Genomic DNA, 16034 nt, shown 5'->3' with positions numbered 1-16034 from the left:
GCGGTGGGTCTCTTCTTCCAAAAACGGCGACCTATCGGCATCGAAGTGGTCGTTCGAACCACGAAGCCAGCCTGTTTCTGGATAACGTGTGGAGATCTGCTCACTCGTCTTGGTCAAACTGAGAATTGCTGAGGGCGGCCAGGTGCGGTTCTGGAACGATGCGGCGATTGAGGATGTTGGTCTGCCGGACCATTCGCCCGCTGACGATACCCTCGCGTCAACCCAGCATCCGGTCATACATGGCTTCCGCGGCCCCGTAACAACCGCAGGCGGCGTCGATCAGCCGGGCGCGGTCGAGAATCTCGATATCCCCGCGACGATAGCGGATGAGCTGGCGCTGTTGCAGCGCGCTCGCCGCCTTGGTCACGCCAACGCGGCGCACCCCGAGGATCGAGGCCAGGAATTCATGGGTGATATGAAAGCGATCCGAATGCGCGCGATCCTGGGTCATCAAGAGCCACCGGGCGAGACGTGCCTCCAGGACATGGAAGCGGGTGCAGGCGACCATCCGCTCGACCTCGTTCGTCAGCAGGAATAGATAGCGGTTGAGCACCGCCTGAAGCGCGCTGCTCTGTCTGAGCGCGGCGGCAAACTGCTCGGGGGTCATGCGCCAGGCGAAACCCGCACCTTGCACCAGGGTGCGCAGCAGCGTCACCTCGACCCCCAGGATGAGCGGGGTTCCGATCATCCCTTCGTGACCGACCAGTCGCACCTCCAGACCGGCGTGATCGTCGGCCGGGGTCAGCATGGACACGAAGCTGTCGGTCGGGAAATACACATGGAGAATCCGATCGCCCGGCTCGCTGATCACCTCGGCCAGGTGCAGCTCGACGGACTCGCTGTTCACCAGAATCTGCTCGCGATCCTCAACAGGGAGTGTCGCCAGGAGACGATTGACCAAAAGGGCGGGGTTTTTCACGGGCAGCAGTCGCATTCTCTTTGTGGGTCAAGGCGAACCCTGAACGGTCGGCGCAGGGAAGGGTGATGACCATACGCCAAACCACCCATTCGATCCGTGCGCTGGCGAACATAGGTCACGATTGACTGCGATTCGGCGTGGCATGACTTGGACCCCCGATTCGAGAAGAGGATGTTTGGCCCCGCGGGACCGCGCGGGTAGGACGGGCTCAATCTTGGTCAATATCCGAACCAGTCCCCGTCTCCATATCCGACGCTGCGATGGCTTCTGTCACTGCGATCACTGACGTCTTGACGACGGCCACGGCTGTAGCGGTTGTCCCGATCGTCTCTGCCATCATTTCGATAGCGGTCGTCACGACGGTCGTTGCCGACTTCATGGCCGATGACGCCACCGACCGCAGCCCCGCCGATGGTGCCAATCGCGCTGCCATCGGTCAGTAATGAACCCGCAACGCCACCGAGCCCCGCGCCGGCTAGGGTGTTTTGTTCTTGCCGCGACATTCCGCCACAACCGCCCAAGCCGATTAACACGGCCAATGTCACTAAACCGCCTTGATATTTCTGTTTTTTGTTCACTGAGATCGCTCTCGCTGATGAATCGGTCTTTCCTGTCTTTGGAGATTGCGTCAAGCGCAGTCCAAGTTGACTTCGACGCTGGAGTTCCGAGGCTTGTCACGAACCACCATTCACGCCGTGATCGAGGTCTGGGGAACAGCGTATCGACAAGCGCCTGCAACTGTCGGTGCGGTAGCAAACATAAAGGCAAGCCCAGCCCTGCGCTGAAGGTTTGCGATCCCGTATGACATCGCCCGATCCATCTCCGTCATGGCGCTTGCCGGGCCAAGACTGAATCGTCTTATGTGCGCTACCGTACTGACGTATCCCGGTGCTATCCCTCATCTTGTAACGAGTGTCTCACTCCCCCTCGGGATCGCCGCGAGACCGGAGAAGGCGACGACATTCAGTGTTCACGCTGGAGGCGGTTTCAAGATGAAAACGCTATCGTTTGTACGCTAACGAACAGACACCCGCTGGGGTAAAGACTATTGTCAAGCCGACATCAAACATCTGAAAACATGGCGGAAACTTTATGACATTGATTTCATTGGTCGTGACATTGGTTGTCGTGGGCGTGATCCTGTGGCTGATCAATAACTACATTCCGATGGACGGCAACATCAAGAAAATCTTGAATGTGGTCGTGATCCTCTTCGTCATCCTGTGGCTGTTGACCGCCTTCGGGCTGTTGGGGCCCATCTCGGGAATGCGCATCGGGTAATCGATGAACGCATCGGTAGAACCACTGCGAGCAGAGAACATGAAAGCGATCAACATCATCGCCATTGCGCTCATCGTTGCCGGCGGCTTGGGGCTGGCGTATGGCCGCTTCAGTTATCCCAAAGAGACTCAGGAGGCCAGGATCGGCCCGCTCGCACTCACGGTTCAGGAGCGGGAGACCGTCAACATCCCGCAATGGGCCGGTATCGCCGCCATCGTGGCCGGCGCACTCTTGCTCATTGTCGCGCCCAAGACCAGCTAGTTTTCGTATCTTTGGTTTATCACGGGTCCACCCTATTCGCTCCCTCCTCGCGGAGGGAGTTGGAGAATGCAATGAACGATCTCCCATCGCCAAAACAACCGGTTCTGACCAGGAAAGTCACCCAAATCGCCAGCTACTATCACCCTCGGACCTGGAAAGAGAAGGGGCTGTGGTGGACCACGGGTCTGTTTCTGATGACCTATTTGGTCGTCGTGGTCATTCTGGGATTGGTCTGGTCGAAATCGCCCAACACCTTCGACGTGCGCGCGAATGCCTTGTCGTTTGTGAATAACGATGCAAGCAAAGTGGTTCCGGGTACCGCCACGACGACCACCGCCATCCGGATTGCAGAAACCTTACTCGATAAACCCGGCGGCTATCTGACCAACGATATCAGCCCGCCAGGTCTCTATCTGGATAACATCCCGAATTGGGAATTCGGCGCATTGACCGAGCTGCGCGATCTGGTGCTTGCGCTCCGGAACGATTTCAGCCGCTCCCAGTCCCAGTCGGTCGAGGATAAAGATCTGGGCATTGCGCAACCCCAGTTCAATTATCAATCGGACTCCTGGATCCTGCCCTCCACCGAGTCGGAGTATCGGAAAGGCACAGAAGGACTCTATGGCTATTTACGCCGGCTCTCCGATGAGAACGAACGCGACGGCCAGTTCTTTGCGCGCGCCGATAACTTGACCGTGTATCTCGAAATGACCGAAAAGCGATTGGGAAGTCTGGCGCAGCGCCTGTCCTACGCCGTCGGCCAGGTCCATCTCAATACGGCGTTAGCCGGCGATCCAAACGCCCGTCAGTCGACACCGGTCCCCTCCCATTCACAGACCAAGACACCCTGGCTCGAAATCGACGATATCTTTTTCGAGGCACGCGGCTACACCTGGGCGCTGCTGCATACCCTGGAGGCGATGGAGATCGACTTTGAGCCGGTGCTCACGGACAAGAATGCCTTGGTGTCGCTGAAGCAGATCGTCCGCGAATTGCACAATACCCAGAACACCATCTGGAGTCCGCTGATCCTCAATGGCACCGGATTCGGGCCGATGGCCAATCACTCGCTGGTCATGGCCTCCTATGTCTCGCGCGTCAATGCCGCGATCACGGACCTTCGCAGTCTGTTGCAGAAAGGCTGAAGCGATCGGTTTCAGCGGAGGCTGCATCCGTGCATCACCTCATTCATCCATCGAAAGCAATCGAAAGAGACATCGAAATGATCAATCGGCAGAAAGTGAACTTCATCGCCATGGCGTTGATCCTGGGTACTGGAGTGTGGTCGTCAGCCAGCGCTCAGCGAACCGAACAAATTCAGGCGACGAACCTGAACGCTGGCGCCTTGCAGGTGGCTGACGCCCAATCGACCTATGGCATTCGTCCCGCCGACCCCAGCGGTTCGTCGCCGGCTTCATCCGCGGATTACGCCGCTCGCCACGCTGGCCACGACGGATCCACGATGGGGCAATCATCGACCATTCAAACCGCTGGCGGCATTCGCTATGTCTCGGGGGGTATCGGCGAAAGCGAACGAACCGAACTCAATGCCCTCTCCAGTCAGTTCAACCTGCACCTGCTTTTTGCGACGCAAGGCAGCGGCGAGTATCTCTCGGCGGTCCGCGTCAACATTCTGGATGCCCACAATGGTCCGGTCTTGACCGCCGAGTCGAAAGGCCCCTGGTTCTATGCCCAACTGCCGCCAGGCGACTACAGCCTGGAGGTCACCCCGACCGGTCGACGCGGCCAGGACGAGACCCAGCGAAAAACCGTCCATCTCGATGGTTCGGGCCAGGCGCGCTTCGACTTCTATTGGAAGAAATAAGCGCGGCGAACCTGCTTCCGCCAGAAACATCAGCGCTCAGGGTAGGCCCACTTCGTCATGCTGCTGGGAAGACGCCGGTGACAGCGGCGTCTTCCCGAAGACTCTGTGCGCTAGCGTACAGACGCCAGACAGGGCGAGTTGTAGTCTGATTCCTAACCACATCTGAAAGGAAAAACGCCATGGCCTATATTCAATTAGTCATCAACCTGGTCGCCTTTGGCGCCATTCTCTGGGCGGTCAATGTCTATATTCCGATGAACGCCACCGTTAAAAAAGTCGTGAATGCGATCGTGATCGTGATCGCGATTCTGTTTGTGCTCAGTGCCTTCGGATTTTTTGGCCCCATCGCCTGGTGACAACCTGGGGCAAGGCGATTCGAGATGAATTCCTTGCCCTCGCGATGGGCAGGCAGTTGAATTCCGGCAATCCGCCGGGTAAACGATCCAGAACAGGAGTGATCTCCCATGTTGACCAAAGACGAATATGTCGCGGAAATGAAGAAGCAGCTTGATGCCTGGAGCCTGGAAATCGATGCGCTGCAGGAGCGAGCGCATGAAATCAAGGAAGAGGCCAAAGTGAAGTATGAGGAACAACTCGTCGCGCTTCGCGCCAAGCGCGAGGAGGGCGAGAAGAAACTGGAAGAGATGCAGGCCGTCGCGGAAAACAACTGGGAGCAATTCAAAGCGGAATCCGACCATGTTTGGGAGGCGCTCAAGGATTCTTTCAATACGTTCAAGTCGCATTTCAAGTAAGCCTTCCGCCCATCGATTGACACGCTTTCGATGAAAAAGGCGTGTCAATCGCTCGCCTCCGTTTTCTGCTCCCTCGTACCATCAATTGAGAATCAGGAAGACATCAGCATGAAAACCAATAACGACGGCCAGTGGATTCGCTTCTCGAATCGTTCTTTTTCAATCGCATTGCTGTCCGTCACGCTCGGACTCGCCGGGCTCGCCGGTTGCGAACGCGAAGGCCCCGGTGAAACCGCCGGGAAAAAGGTCGATCAGGCGGCTGAGAACGCGGCGGTCAAGTATGAGGACGCCAAGGCGTCGATGGGCGAGAAGGCCGCGCAAGCCGGCGAGTACATGGATGACGTTGCGATCACCGGCAAGATCAAGATGGGCATCCTCGGCGACCCCATGCTGAAGGTGTTGCAGATCAACGTGACCACCGCCAATGGCGTCGTGACCTTGAGCGGTGTTGTCGATTCGCGGCAAAGTCTCGACAGGGCGCTGGACATCGCTCGTCAGGTACCGGCGGTGAAGTCGGTGGAAAACGGTCTTGTCGTCAAGTAACACGCTCGGCATCCCATCATGAGAATACCGAATCAAGGATCAAGCGGTGCGGGTCGCGGGCATCGTACCCGGCGTGGTGTCCGTCAAGCATGACAGGCGGCATCGGTCACGGCAGGACAGCCGTCTTCCGCTGATGATCTCCGGATCGGGGTAGCCGGGGAAGGCGGCGTCTCGCCGTCAGCGTTTGTGAAATTTGAAGGAGAGTCACTTGGCGATTCGCGACACCCTGCTCCAGTTCAGGAGACGGCTTCCGGGCAACGGTTTGATCAAGGTGGCGGTCGGCGACGAGCCGCCGCTGCGCTCGGAACTCTTCAGCGCGGTGCAGATGGAAGAGCACGGCAAGCGGCTCGCCGAGGCGCACGTCCTGATGCCCGGACATCCGCCGGATCGTCTGCTGGCGCGACTCAACGAGAATGAAACCCTCCTGATCGGCGTCTGTCGCCTGCTCATGGCCGCCGTCACGGAGAATCGCCGGATCGCCCCGGCCGGGGAATGGCTGCTCGATAACTTCTATCTGATCGAAGAACAGATCCGCACCGCCAAGCGCCATCTCCCCAAGGGCTACAGCCGGCAACTGCCGCGTCTGAGCCGGGGTCCATCGACCGGTTTGCCGCGGGTGTATGACCTGGCGCTGGAGATGATCGCGCACGGCGACGGGCGGGTGGATCCGGAGAATCTCAGCCGGTTCGTCGCCGCCTACCAGACCCTCGGCACGCTCAAGCTGGGCGAATTGTGGGCCATCCCGATCATGCTGCGACTGACGCTGATCGAGAATCTGCGCCGGGTCGCGGCGCGCATCGCGGTGAGCCGCACCGACCAGAATCTGGCCGACGGCTGGGCCGATCAACTGACCGCGATGGCCGAGAGCGATCCGAAGAATCTGATTCTGGTGATCGCCGACATGGCGCGCTCGAACCCGCCGCTGTCGAGCGCCTTCGTGGCGGAGCTGGCGCGTCGGCTGCAGGGCCGGAGTTCCGCGCTGGCCCTGCCGCTGACCTGGATCGAGCAGCAACTCGCCGAGTCGGGTCTGACGATCGAGCAGTTGGTGCAGACCGAAAACCAGCAGCAGGCCGCCGACCAGGTGTCCATCGGCAACAGCATCGGCAGTCTCCGCTTCCTCGGGGCGATGGACTGGCGCAAGTTTGTCGAAACCATGAGTCTGGTCGAGCGGATCCTGAGCGAGGATCCAAACGGCGTGTACGAACAGATGGCGTTCGCCACCCGCGATCGCTACCGGCACGTCGTGGAGAAGGTCGCGAAAACCAGCCGGCTGTCCGAAGCCGAGGTGGCGCGTCACGCGATCGAACTGGCGCAGGAGGCCGCGCCCGGCGCCGACGCGCGCGCGGCGCATGTGGGCTATTACCTGATCGACCGGGGATTGTCCCAGCTCGAACGCCGGGCGCGGGCGCGCCTGGATCTCGTGGCGTCGCTGCAACGACGCGGCCGCCGCATCCCCTTAGTCCTGTATCTCGGCGCGATCATCCTCTTGACGGCGCTCTTCACCGGAGGGCTGCTGGTGCAGGCGCCGTCCGAAGGGATGCCGGATTGGCTGCTGCTGCTCCTGGGGCTGCCCGCCGTGCTGGGCACCAGTCAACTCGCGCTGGCGCTGGTGAACTGGCTGGCCACGCTGCTGGCGACGCCCGAACCGCTGCCGCGCCTGGATTTTTCCGCCGGCATTCCGACCGCGTCACGCACCCTGGTGGTGACCCCGACCATGCTGACCAGCGTGGCGGGCATCGAGTCGCTGATCGAGGCGCTGGAGGTTCGTTTCCTGGCCAATCGCGACGACCGCCTGCACTTCGGTCTCCTGACCGACTTTCGCGATGCGCCGTCGGAGACCCTGCCGGAAGACGAGTCGCTGGCACGTCTGGCCGCGCACGGGATCGCGGCGCTCAACGCCAAATACCCGCGCGACAGCGGCGATACCTTTTACCTCTTCCACCGCGCGCGCCGCTGGAATCCGCAGGAGCGGGTCTGGATGGGTTACGAGCGCAAACGCGGCAAGCTGGCGGATCTGAATGCCCTGCTGCGCGGTGCCGCGGCGGATCGCTTCGCGCTCGTCGTCGGCGCGACGGACAGCCTGCTCGGCGTGCGTTATGTCATCACCCTGGACACCGACACCCAGCTTCCGCGCGACGCCGCGCGCGAGCTGGTCGGCGCCCTGGCGCACCCGCTCAATCGGGCCGCCTACGATGCGCGCCGACAGCTCGTCACCGCGGGCTACGGCATCCTGCAACCGCGCGTGGCGGTGAGCCTGCCCGGCGCCAACCGTTCGCGCTATGCGCGGCTGCACGGCAGCGACGCCGGTATCGACCCCTATACCCATGCCGTCTCCGATGTCTACCAGGATTGGTTTCAGGAAGGCTCCTACATCGGCAAGGGGATTTACGACGTCGATGCCTTCGAGCAGGCGCTCGCCGGGCGTTTTCCCGAGAACCGCATCCTCAGCCACGACCTGCTGGAAGGCTGTTACGCCCGCTCGGGGCTGCTCTCCGATGTGCAGTTCTACGAGGACTATCCCGCCTGCTACAGCGCGGACGTGAGCCGGCGCTACCGCTGGATTCGCGGCGACTGGCAGATTGCCGGCTGGCTGCTGCCGCGCGTCCCCGGTTTCGACGGACAACGGCGCACAAACCCGCTGTCGGCGCTGTCGCGCTGGAAGCTGGCCGACAATCTGCGGCGCAGTCTGGTGCCGGCGGCCCTGACGCTGCTGTTCGTGCTGGGCTGGACGGTCACGGAGTCGCCGGGGCTCTGGACGCTCGCGGTGCTCGGGCTCTCGCTGATTCCGTCGCTGCTGACCGCGCTCCTGAGCGTCCTGCAAAAGCCCGGCGATGTGCGCTGGCGTCATCACCTCGCCGCGGCGCTCCAGGCGGCGGGCCGGCAACTGGCGCAGGCAACGTTCGCGATCGTCTGTCTCCCCTATGAGGGATTTTTCAGCCTGGACGCCATGGTCCGCACCCTCTGGCGGACACAGGTCAGTCACCGACGCCTGCTCGAATGGACCTCCTCGGGCGATCTGGACCGCTCGGGCCGGAGCCTTGTCGCCTTCCACCGGACGATGTGGATCGCCCCCGCGCTAGCCGTCGTCACCGCATTGGCACTGACGGCAGTCAAGCCGGCCGTGCTCGCGGTGGCAGGGCCGATCCTGCTGCTCTGGCTGGCCGCGCCCACGGTCGCCTGGTGGATGAGCCGCCCGTTGACGCGCCGCGAGGCCCGTCTGACCGCCGAGCAGTTCCGCTTTCTGCGCGCCATGTCCCGCAAGACCTGGGCCTTCTTCGAGCAGTTCGTCGGCCCGGACGATCACTGGCTGCCGCCGGACAACTATCAGGAGCATCCGGTGGCGGTGGTCGCGCATCGCACCTCGCCGACCAACCTGGGGCTGTCGCTGCTCGCCAATCTGGCCGCCCATGACTTCGGCTACCTGACCACCGGCGGGCTGATCGCGCGCACCGCCGGCGCGCTGGAGACGATGGCCGGCCTGGAACGCTATCGCGGCCATTTCTTCAACTGGTACGACACCCAGACGCTCAAGCCGCTGGCGCCGATCTATATCTCCTCGGTGGATAGCGGCAACCTCGCGGGTCATCTGCTGACCCTGCAGCCGGGGCTGCTGGCGCTGATCGACGCGCCTATCCTCAACCCGCGCTGGCTGGAGGGGATCGAGGACAGCTTCGGGATTCTGCTGGACGGGCTGGATGGCGGTTCCGCGTCGCGCCGCAAGCGTGCGCTGCCGGCCGTGCTCGCGCCATTCCAGCAGGCGCTGACATCAGCAATCCAGTCGCGGCCAAGCGGGCTCGCGGCGGCGTGCGGCTGTCTTGAGTCGCTGGCGACGGCGGCCGAGACGGCGGCGCCGGATCTGACCGAGGACGCCGTGAACGCCTGGGCCGTATCGTTGGCCCAACAATGCCGCGCACTCCTGGACGATCTGCGGTTCCTCGCGCCCTGGCTGGCGCGGTCACGCGACGCGGGAGCGTCGCGAACGGCTCCCACGCTGGAGCCTGGGAGCGAGCCGGCGCTGGAGCGTGGGAGCGAGCCGGGCGACGACGCGATCCCCACGCTGCGCGAACTGGCCCGGCTGGAGTTAGCGTTATGGCCCACCGGCGAACCGCCGCGCGACCGTGAGTCGATGGACGCCGCGCGCGCATCGACGATCCAGGTCGCCAGCCAGCGCGCCCGCGAGCGGATCGCCGCGCTCGAACGTCTGGCCCTGCAAGCCGGCGAACTGGCCCGGATGGACTACGACTTCCTGTACGACGAGTCGCGACATCTGCTGGCGATCGGCTACAACGTCACCGACCGGCGCCAGGACGCAAGCTACTACGATCTGCTCGCCTCCGAGGCCCGTCTGGCCAGTTTCGTGGCGATCGCGCAGGGTCAACTGCCGCAGGAGAGCTGGTTCGCCCTGGGACGCCTGCTGACGGTGGCCGCCGGCGAGCCGACGCTCCTGTCCTGGAGCGGTTCCATGTTCGAATATCTGATGCCGCTGCTGGTGATGCCGACCGACGACCACACCCTGCTCGATCAGACCTATCGCACGGCGGTGGCCCGGCAGATCGAGTATGGCAAGCAGCGCGGCGTTCCCTGGGGCGTGTCGGAATCCGGCTACAACACGGTCGACATTCATCTCAATTATCAGTACCACGCCTTCGGCGTGCCCGGACTGGGACTCAAACGCTGGCTGGCCGAGGATCTGGTCATCGCCCCCTATGCGTCAGCACTGGCCCTGATGGTGGCGCCTGAGGCGGCGTGCCAGAATCTCCAGCGACTCGCCGCGAGCGGATTCGAAGGTCGCTACGGTTTCTACGAGGCGATCGACTACACCGCGTCGCGCCTGCCGCGCGGACAGACCAGCGCCGTGGTGCGCTCCTTCATGGCCCATCATCAGGGCATGAGTTTCCTGTCGCTGGCCTATCTGTTGCTGGACCGGCCGATGCAGCGGCGCTTTCTGTCGGCGCCGCTGTTCCAGGCGACCGCCCTGCTGCTCCAGGAGCGTATCCCCAAGACCCCGTCGTTCTATGCGCACGCCACCGGCGAGCCGACCGACATCCGCACGACCGGCAGCGGTCAGGAGTCGCAGATCCGCGTCTTCGCCACGCCGCATACCCCCGTCCCCGAGGTGAAGCTGCTGTCGAACGGGCGCTACCATGTGATGGTCACCAACGCCGGCGGCGGCTCCAGCCGCTGGAAGGATCTCGCCGTCACCCGCTGGCGCGAAGACACCACCTGCGATTCCTGGGGCAGCTTCTGTTATCTGCGCGACCTGGCGAGCGGCGACTTCTGGTCGACCGCCTATCAGCCAACGCTCAAGTCGCCGGACAGCTACGAGGCGATCTTCTCGGAGGGACGCGCCGAATTCCGCCGCCGCGATCAGGGGATCGAGTCCTATACCGAGATCGCCGTCTCGCCGGAAGACGACATCGAACTGCGCCGGGTGCGTCTCACCAACCGTAGCCGCACCCGCCGGGTCATCGAAATCACCAGTTACGCCGAGGTCGTGCTCGCCCTGCCCGCCGCGGACGCGCTGCATCCGGCCTTCAGCAATCTCTTCGTCCAGACCGAGCTCCTCGACCCGCAACCGGCAATCCTCTGCACCCGCCGCCCGCGCTCGCGCGACGAGTCCGCGCCCTGGCTGTTCCATCTGATGGTGGTGCGCGGGGCCGAGTGCGGCGCGCCCTCCTATGAGACGGATCGGATGCGCTTCATCGGGCGCGACCGCACCCTCGCCAATCCCCAAGCGATGAACGGGGCGCTCTCGGGCAGCGCCGGCTCGGTGCTGGATCCGATCGTCGCCATCCGCTATACGATCACCCTCGATCCCGATCAATCCGCCACCATCGATCGGGTCACCGGCATCGGCGACAGCCGCGAGCTGGCTGCGGGTCTGGTCGAGAAATATCAGGATCAGCGCCTCGCCGATCGCGTCTTCGATCTGGCCTGGACCCACAGTCAGGTGGTACTGCGCCAGATCAACGCCACCCAGTCCGACGTGCAGCTCTATGGGCGTCTGGCCAGTTCGATCCTCTATGCCAACGCCTCGCTGCGCGCCGAGCCGAGCATTCTCATCCAGAATCGGCGCGGCCAATCCGGACTCTGGAGTCACGCGGTCTCGGGCGACGTGCCGCTGGTGCTGGTGCAGATCGGCGATCCGGCGAACATCGAGCTGGTCCATCAACTGGTCCATGCCCATGCCTATTGGCGCCTGAAAGGGCTGACCGTGGATCTGGTGATCTGGAACGAGGATCGTGCCGGATATCGGCAACAACTCCACGATCAGATCCTGGGGCTGATCGCGGCGGGCGCCGACGCGCATGTGATCGACCGGCCCGGCGGCATCTTCATCCGTCCGGCGGATCAGATCTCGAACGAGGACCGTATCCTGTTCCAGACGGTCGCGCGGGTTATCCTCAGCGACACCCGGGGCACCCTGCTGGAACAGCTCAACCGACGCGTCCCCGCGGTACGGCGCGTGCCGCGTCTGCGCCCGACCCGCAGCCGCTTTGCCGAATGGAGCCGGGGCGTCGAAAAAGTCGACAGCGGGCCGTGGGCCGTGGGCGGCGATGCGCTTTCCGGTCGACTGTTCGAGAACGGCTTGGGCGGCTTCAGCCTCGATGGTCGCGAGTACGTCATCGCCACCGCGCCCGGCCAGACGACGCCCGCGCCCTGGGCGAATGTCCTGGCCAATCCGCACTTCGGGACGGTGATCTCGGCGAGCGGTATGGCCTACACCTGGAGCGAGAACGCCCACGCCTTCCGGCTCACCCCCTGGCACAACGATCCGGTGAGCGATGCGAGCGGCGAAGCCTTCTATCTGCGCGACGAAGACAGCGGCCATCTCTGGTCGCCGACACCGCTGCCCGCCGGCGGTCCCGCGGCCTATGTCTGCCGCCACGGCTTCGGCGAGAGCGTTTTCGAGCACACCGAGGATGGCATCCAGTCCGCGCTGTGCGTCTATGTGGCCATCGACGCACCCATCAAGTTCTCGGTGCTGACGGTGACGAATCGGTCGAATCAGCCGCGCCGGCTCTCCGCGACCGGCTATGTCGAGTGGGTGCTCGGCGATCTGCGGCCCAAGTCGGCCCTGCACGTCATCACCGAGATCGACCCGACCAGCGGCGCGATCTTTGCGCGCAATCCCTACAACACCGAGTTCGCCGACCGCCTCGCCTTCTTCGACGTGGACGATCCGGCGCGTACCCTGAGCGGCGACCGGGCTGAGTTCATCGGACGCAACGGCACCCTGAGCGCGCCGGCCGCCCTGACCCGGTCGCATCTGTCCGGCAAGGTCGGCGCCGCGCTCGACGCCTGTGCCGCGCTCCAGACGAGTTTCGAGCTGGCGCCGGGGCAGACGCAGGAGATCGTCTTCCGGCTGGGCGTGGTCGGTCGGCGCGGCGCGGACGATGCCAGCACCCTGGTGCATCGCGGACGCGGGACGGCCTCCGCGCGGGCCGTGCTGGAGGCGGTGCGCCAGCATTGGGCGCACACCCTGAGCGCGGTGCAGGTGGAGACCCCGGACGCCGCGCTCAACGTCCTCGCCAACGGCTGGCTGCTCTATCAGACCCTGGCCTGCCGGCTGTGGGCGCGCAGCGGCTACTATCAGTCGGGCGGCGCCTTCGGCTTCCGCGACCAGTTGCAGGACGCCATGGCGCTCGTCCATGCCGAGCCCGGACGGCTGCGCGAACATCTGCTGCTGTGCGCGGGGCGTCAGTTCCGCGAAGGCGATGTGCAGCACTGGTGGCATCCGCCCTCGGGTCGGGGGGTCAGGACGCACTGTTCCGACGATTATCTCTGGCTCCCGCTGGCGACCTGTCGCTATGTCCTGGCCACCGGCGATACCGGCGTGCTGGAGGAGACGGCGCGTTTTCTGGAAGGCCGCCTGGTCAGCGGGGAGGACGACTCCTATTACGATCTGCCCGGTCAGTCCGACGAATCGGCGAGTCTCTACCAGCACTGCGTGCGCGCCATCCTGCACGGTCTGCGCTTCGGCGAGCATGGCCTGCCGCTGATGGGCTCCGGCGACTGGAACGACGGCATGAACCTGGTCGGGATCCAGGGCCGGGGCGAGAGCATCTGGCTGGGCTGGTTCCTCTATGACGTCCTGACGCAGTTCAGCGAGGTCGCGCGCTTGCAGGGCGATCTGCCTTTCGTCGAGCGCTGCCGGCAGGAGGCGTCGCAGGTCCGCCGGAACCTCGATGCCCACGGCTGGGATGGCGGCTGGTATCGCCGCGCCTACTTCGATGACGGCACCCCGCTGGGGTCGGCGAGTCAGGTCGAATGCCAGATCGATTCCATCGCGCAAAGCTGGTCGGTGCTCTCCGGCGCCGGCGATCCGGCGCGCTCCCGCCTGGGCATGGCGGCGCTGGACGCGCGGCTGGTGCGTCGGGAGGCCGGCTTGATCCAGCTCCTGGATCCGCCCTTCGACACCTCGGATCTGAATCCGGGCTATATCAAGGGCTACGTGCCGGGCGTGCGGGAAAATGGCGGGCAGTACACCCATGCCGCGATCTGGGCGGCGATGGCCTTCGCGCGCCTGGGCGATGCGGCGCGGGCGTGGGAACTTTTCTCCATGATCAACCCGATCAACCATGGCCGCTCGCCCGCGGACATCGCGACCTACAAGGTCGAACCCTATGTCATCGCGGCCGATGTCTATGGGGTTGCGCCGCACATCGGGCGCGGCGGCTGGAGCTGGTACACCGGTTCGGCGAGCTGGATGTATCGGCTGATCCTGGAATCCCTGCTGGGGCTGCGGCTGGAGGTCGACACCCTGCATCTCGCGCCCTGTCTCCCCGCCGATTGGGAGGGGTTCAAGCTGAGTTACCGCTATCGGGAGACGCTCTACCGGATCGTCGTGACGCAGATCGTCGGCGGGGAAGGGGAGACGCGAATCACGCTGGACGGTGTCGCGCGGCAAGCGCCAACGATTCCGCTGGTGGACGACCGTCTGGAACATCGGGTCGAGGTAGTCATCCAGGGTGAGCGACCCGCCACCGTCTTCCCAGGAAAATAGAAAGATCTGTCGATCCGCAAAAAACGCCAAGGATATCAATTTTTTGCATCGAAGAAGCGTAACTTCTCAATAAGTCATGGCAGCCTTGGCTGAAGATATCCGTTAGAGTACCCCATCGCTTCCCCAATCGTTTCCCGTGAATCGTCCTGCCGTCATGCCCAGCCCGATCAAACTCCCTGACATCCCCGAGGCGGAGCGCACCCCGCTGATTGAGCAGTTGATGGGGCTGATTGAGTCGCTGGCTGAGGCGAACCAACAGCAGGCGCAAACCATCCAGCAGCTACGCGATGCGATCGCGGTGCTCAAGGGCGAGAAACCGAAGCCGAAGTTCAAGCCGAGCGGGATGGAGGATCAGACCAACCCCGACACGAGCGGCGCTGGCACGGGTGAGCCCAAGGACAGGCGGGCGGGATCGACCAAGCGGCACAAGACGCAGGAGCTGACCATCCATGAGGATTGTCCGATCGCGCCCAGCACGGCGCTGCCGCCGGGCGCGCGCTTCAAAGGCTATCGGGACTTCGTCGTGCAGGATCTAAACATCCAGCCCCACAACACGCGTTATCGTCTGGAGGTGTGGCAGACTCCGGACGGGCAGTGGTTGTACGGGGAACTGCCGTCAACGCTTCAGGGCGGGCACTTCGGTCCGGGTCTACGCGGGGATGTGCTCTACCAGCACCATCACGGCCACGTCACTCAGCCCCTGTTGCACGAGCAGCTGCTCGAATGGGGCATCGACCTCTCCGTGGGACAGATCGATGCTCTACTCAGCGGACACAACGAGCCGTTCTTCGCCGAGAAGGATCAGTTGCTGGAGGTGGGCCTGGAGGTCAGTTCCTTCATCGCCGTCGATGACTCGGGGGCGCGCCATCAAGGGCGCAACGGTGACGTCACGCAGATTGGCAATGACTTTTTCGCCGGGTTCTCCAGCACCGAGAGCAAGAGCCGGATCAATTTCCTTCAACTCCTGCAAGCGGGAGCGCCCTTCTACTGCCGCACTGACGAGGCGCTGGCGTATTGGTGCGAGCAGGGTTTACCGCAGGCCTTGCGGCAATGTCTGGCGGACCATCCCGCCGCGGCGATCGCGACCACCGAGGCGTGGGAGAAACACCTCGACGCCTTGGGCATTGTCACTGAGCGTCATCGGCGCATCGCCACCGAGGGTGCCTTGCTGGGTGGCTTGCTGGCGAAGGGGCTCTCGCGAGAGCTCGCCATCGTCAGCGATGGCGCCGGGCAGTTTGCGATCCTGCTGCATGCCTTGTGCTGGGTCCACGCCGAACGCTTGATTCATCAACTGATTCCGCTCAACGAAACGCAGCGCCAGGATCAGCAACGGGTGCGCGGTGAACTCTGGGCGCTCTACGCCGACCTCAAGGCCTACCAGCGTGCCCCCGATCCCGCCGCCATTGAGGGTCTGCGCGCGCGTTTCGAGGCCCTCTTCGGGTGGTG

11 protein-coding genes are annotated in these 16034 nt (G+C 63.7%); 9 read left to right on the top strand and 2 right to left on the bottom strand.

Annotation, left to right across the window (positions count from 1 at the left end):
- Positions 1 to 217: 217 nt before the first annotated feature.
- Positions 218 to 919 (bottom strand): Crp/Fnr family transcriptional regulator, encoded by a 702-nt coding sequence (locus QZY07_RS14230; RefSeq protein WP_295403946.1) that lies wholly within the window; start codon positions 917 to 919, stop codon positions 218 to 220.
- 218 nt (positions 920 to 1137) lie between these two features.
- Positions 1138 to 1497, bottom strand: coding sequence for a glycine zipper 2TM domain-containing protein (locus QZY07_RS14225; RefSeq protein ID WP_295403943.1), 360 nt, complete (start codon positions 1495 to 1497; stop codon positions 1138 to 1140).
- 514 nt (positions 1498 to 2011) lie between these two features.
- Here QZY07_RS14225 and QZY07_RS14220 point away from each other — a divergent pair.
- The 9 genes from QZY07_RS14220 to QZY07_RS14180 form a co-directional block, all read left to right on the top strand.
- Positions 2012 to 2200, top strand: a complete 189-nt coding sequence (locus QZY07_RS14220; protein WP_295403940.1) for a Thivi_2564 family membrane protein — start codon at positions 2012 to 2014, stop codon at positions 2198 to 2200.
- Between the two features lie 39 nt (positions 2201 to 2239).
- The gene (locus QZY07_RS14215; protein ID WP_295403937.1) at positions 2240 to 2461 is read left to right on the top strand and encodes a hypothetical protein; all 222 of its coding nucleotides are present in this window, start codon (positions 2240 to 2242) and stop codon (positions 2459 to 2461) included.
- A 71-nt stretch (positions 2462 to 2532) separates the two neighbouring features.
- Entirely contained in the window at positions 2533 to 3606 is a 1074-nt protein-coding gene (locus QZY07_RS14210; RefSeq protein ID WP_295403934.1) for a DUF2333 family protein, read from the top strand.
- A 77-nt stretch (positions 3607 to 3683) separates the two neighbouring features.
- Positions 3684 to 4286 carry a carboxypeptidase regulatory-like domain-containing protein gene (locus QZY07_RS14205; protein WP_295403931.1) on the top strand — a complete coding sequence of 201 codons (603 nt, stop codon included), beginning with the start codon at positions 3684 to 3686 and terminating at the stop codon, positions 4284 to 4286.
- 179 nt (positions 4287 to 4465) lie between these two features.
- On the top strand, positions 4466 to 4642 hold the full coding sequence (locus tag QZY07_RS14200) for a Thivi_2564 family membrane protein (protein ID WP_295403929.1): 177 nt from the start codon (positions 4466 to 4468) through the stop codon (positions 4640 to 4642).
- Between the two features lie 108 nt (positions 4643 to 4750).
- The gene (locus QZY07_RS14195) at positions 4751 to 5038 is read left to right on the top strand and encodes a hypothetical protein (protein ID WP_295403925.1); all 288 of its coding nucleotides are present in this window, start codon (positions 4751 to 4753) and stop codon (positions 5036 to 5038) included.
- 108 nt (positions 5039 to 5146) lie between these two features.
- Positions 5147 to 5581, top strand: a complete 435-nt coding sequence (locus tag QZY07_RS14190; RefSeq protein WP_295403922.1) for a BON domain-containing protein — start codon at positions 5147 to 5149, stop codon at positions 5579 to 5581.
- A gap of 208 nt (positions 5582 to 5789) precedes the next feature.
- On the top strand, positions 5790 to 14588 hold the full coding sequence (locus tag QZY07_RS14185) for a glucoamylase family protein (protein WP_295403919.1): 8799 nt from the start codon (positions 5790 to 5792) through the stop codon (positions 14586 to 14588).
- A 154-nt stretch (positions 14589 to 14742) separates the two neighbouring features.
- On the top strand, positions 14743 to 16034 hold a 1292-nt coding region (locus QZY07_RS14180; RefSeq protein WP_295403916.1), incomplete at its 3' end, for a hypothetical protein.

Source organism: uncultured Thiocystis sp. (assembly GCF_903866365.1).
Taxonomy (GTDB): domain Bacteria; phylum Pseudomonadota; class Gammaproteobacteria; order Chromatiales; family Chromatiaceae; genus Chromatium.
The sequence above is the reverse complement of the archived record's forward strand: the minus strand, read 5'-3'. Positions and strand labels throughout refer to the sequence as shown.

Bases quoted from the DNA above. Each gene is read 5' to 3' on its own strand.
- QZY07_RS14220 (WP_295403940.1), top strand. From the start codon at position 2,012: ATGACATTGATTTCATTGGTCGTGACATTGGTTGTCGTGGGCGTGATC.
- QZY07_RS14215 (WP_295403937.1), top strand. From the start codon at position 2,240: ATGAAAGCGATCAACATCATCGCCATTGCGCTCATCGTTGCCGGCGGC.
- QZY07_RS14210 (WP_295403934.1), top strand. From the start codon at position 2,533: ATGAACGATCTCCCATCGCCAAAACAACCGGTTCTGACCAGGAAAGTC.
- QZY07_RS14205 (WP_295403931.1), top strand. From the start codon at position 3,684: ATGATCAATCGGCAGAAAGTGAACTTCATCGCCATGGCGTTGATCCTG.
- QZY07_RS14200 (WP_295403929.1), top strand. From the start codon at position 4,466: ATGGCCTATATTCAATTAGTCATCAACCTGGTCGCCTTTGGCGCCATT.
- QZY07_RS14195 (WP_295403925.1), top strand. From the start codon at position 4,751: ATGTTGACCAAAGACGAATATGTCGCGGAAATGAAGAAGCAGCTTGAT.
- QZY07_RS14190 (WP_295403922.1), top strand. From the start codon at position 5,147: ATGAAAACCAATAACGACGGCCAGTGGATTCGCTTCTCGAATCGTTCT.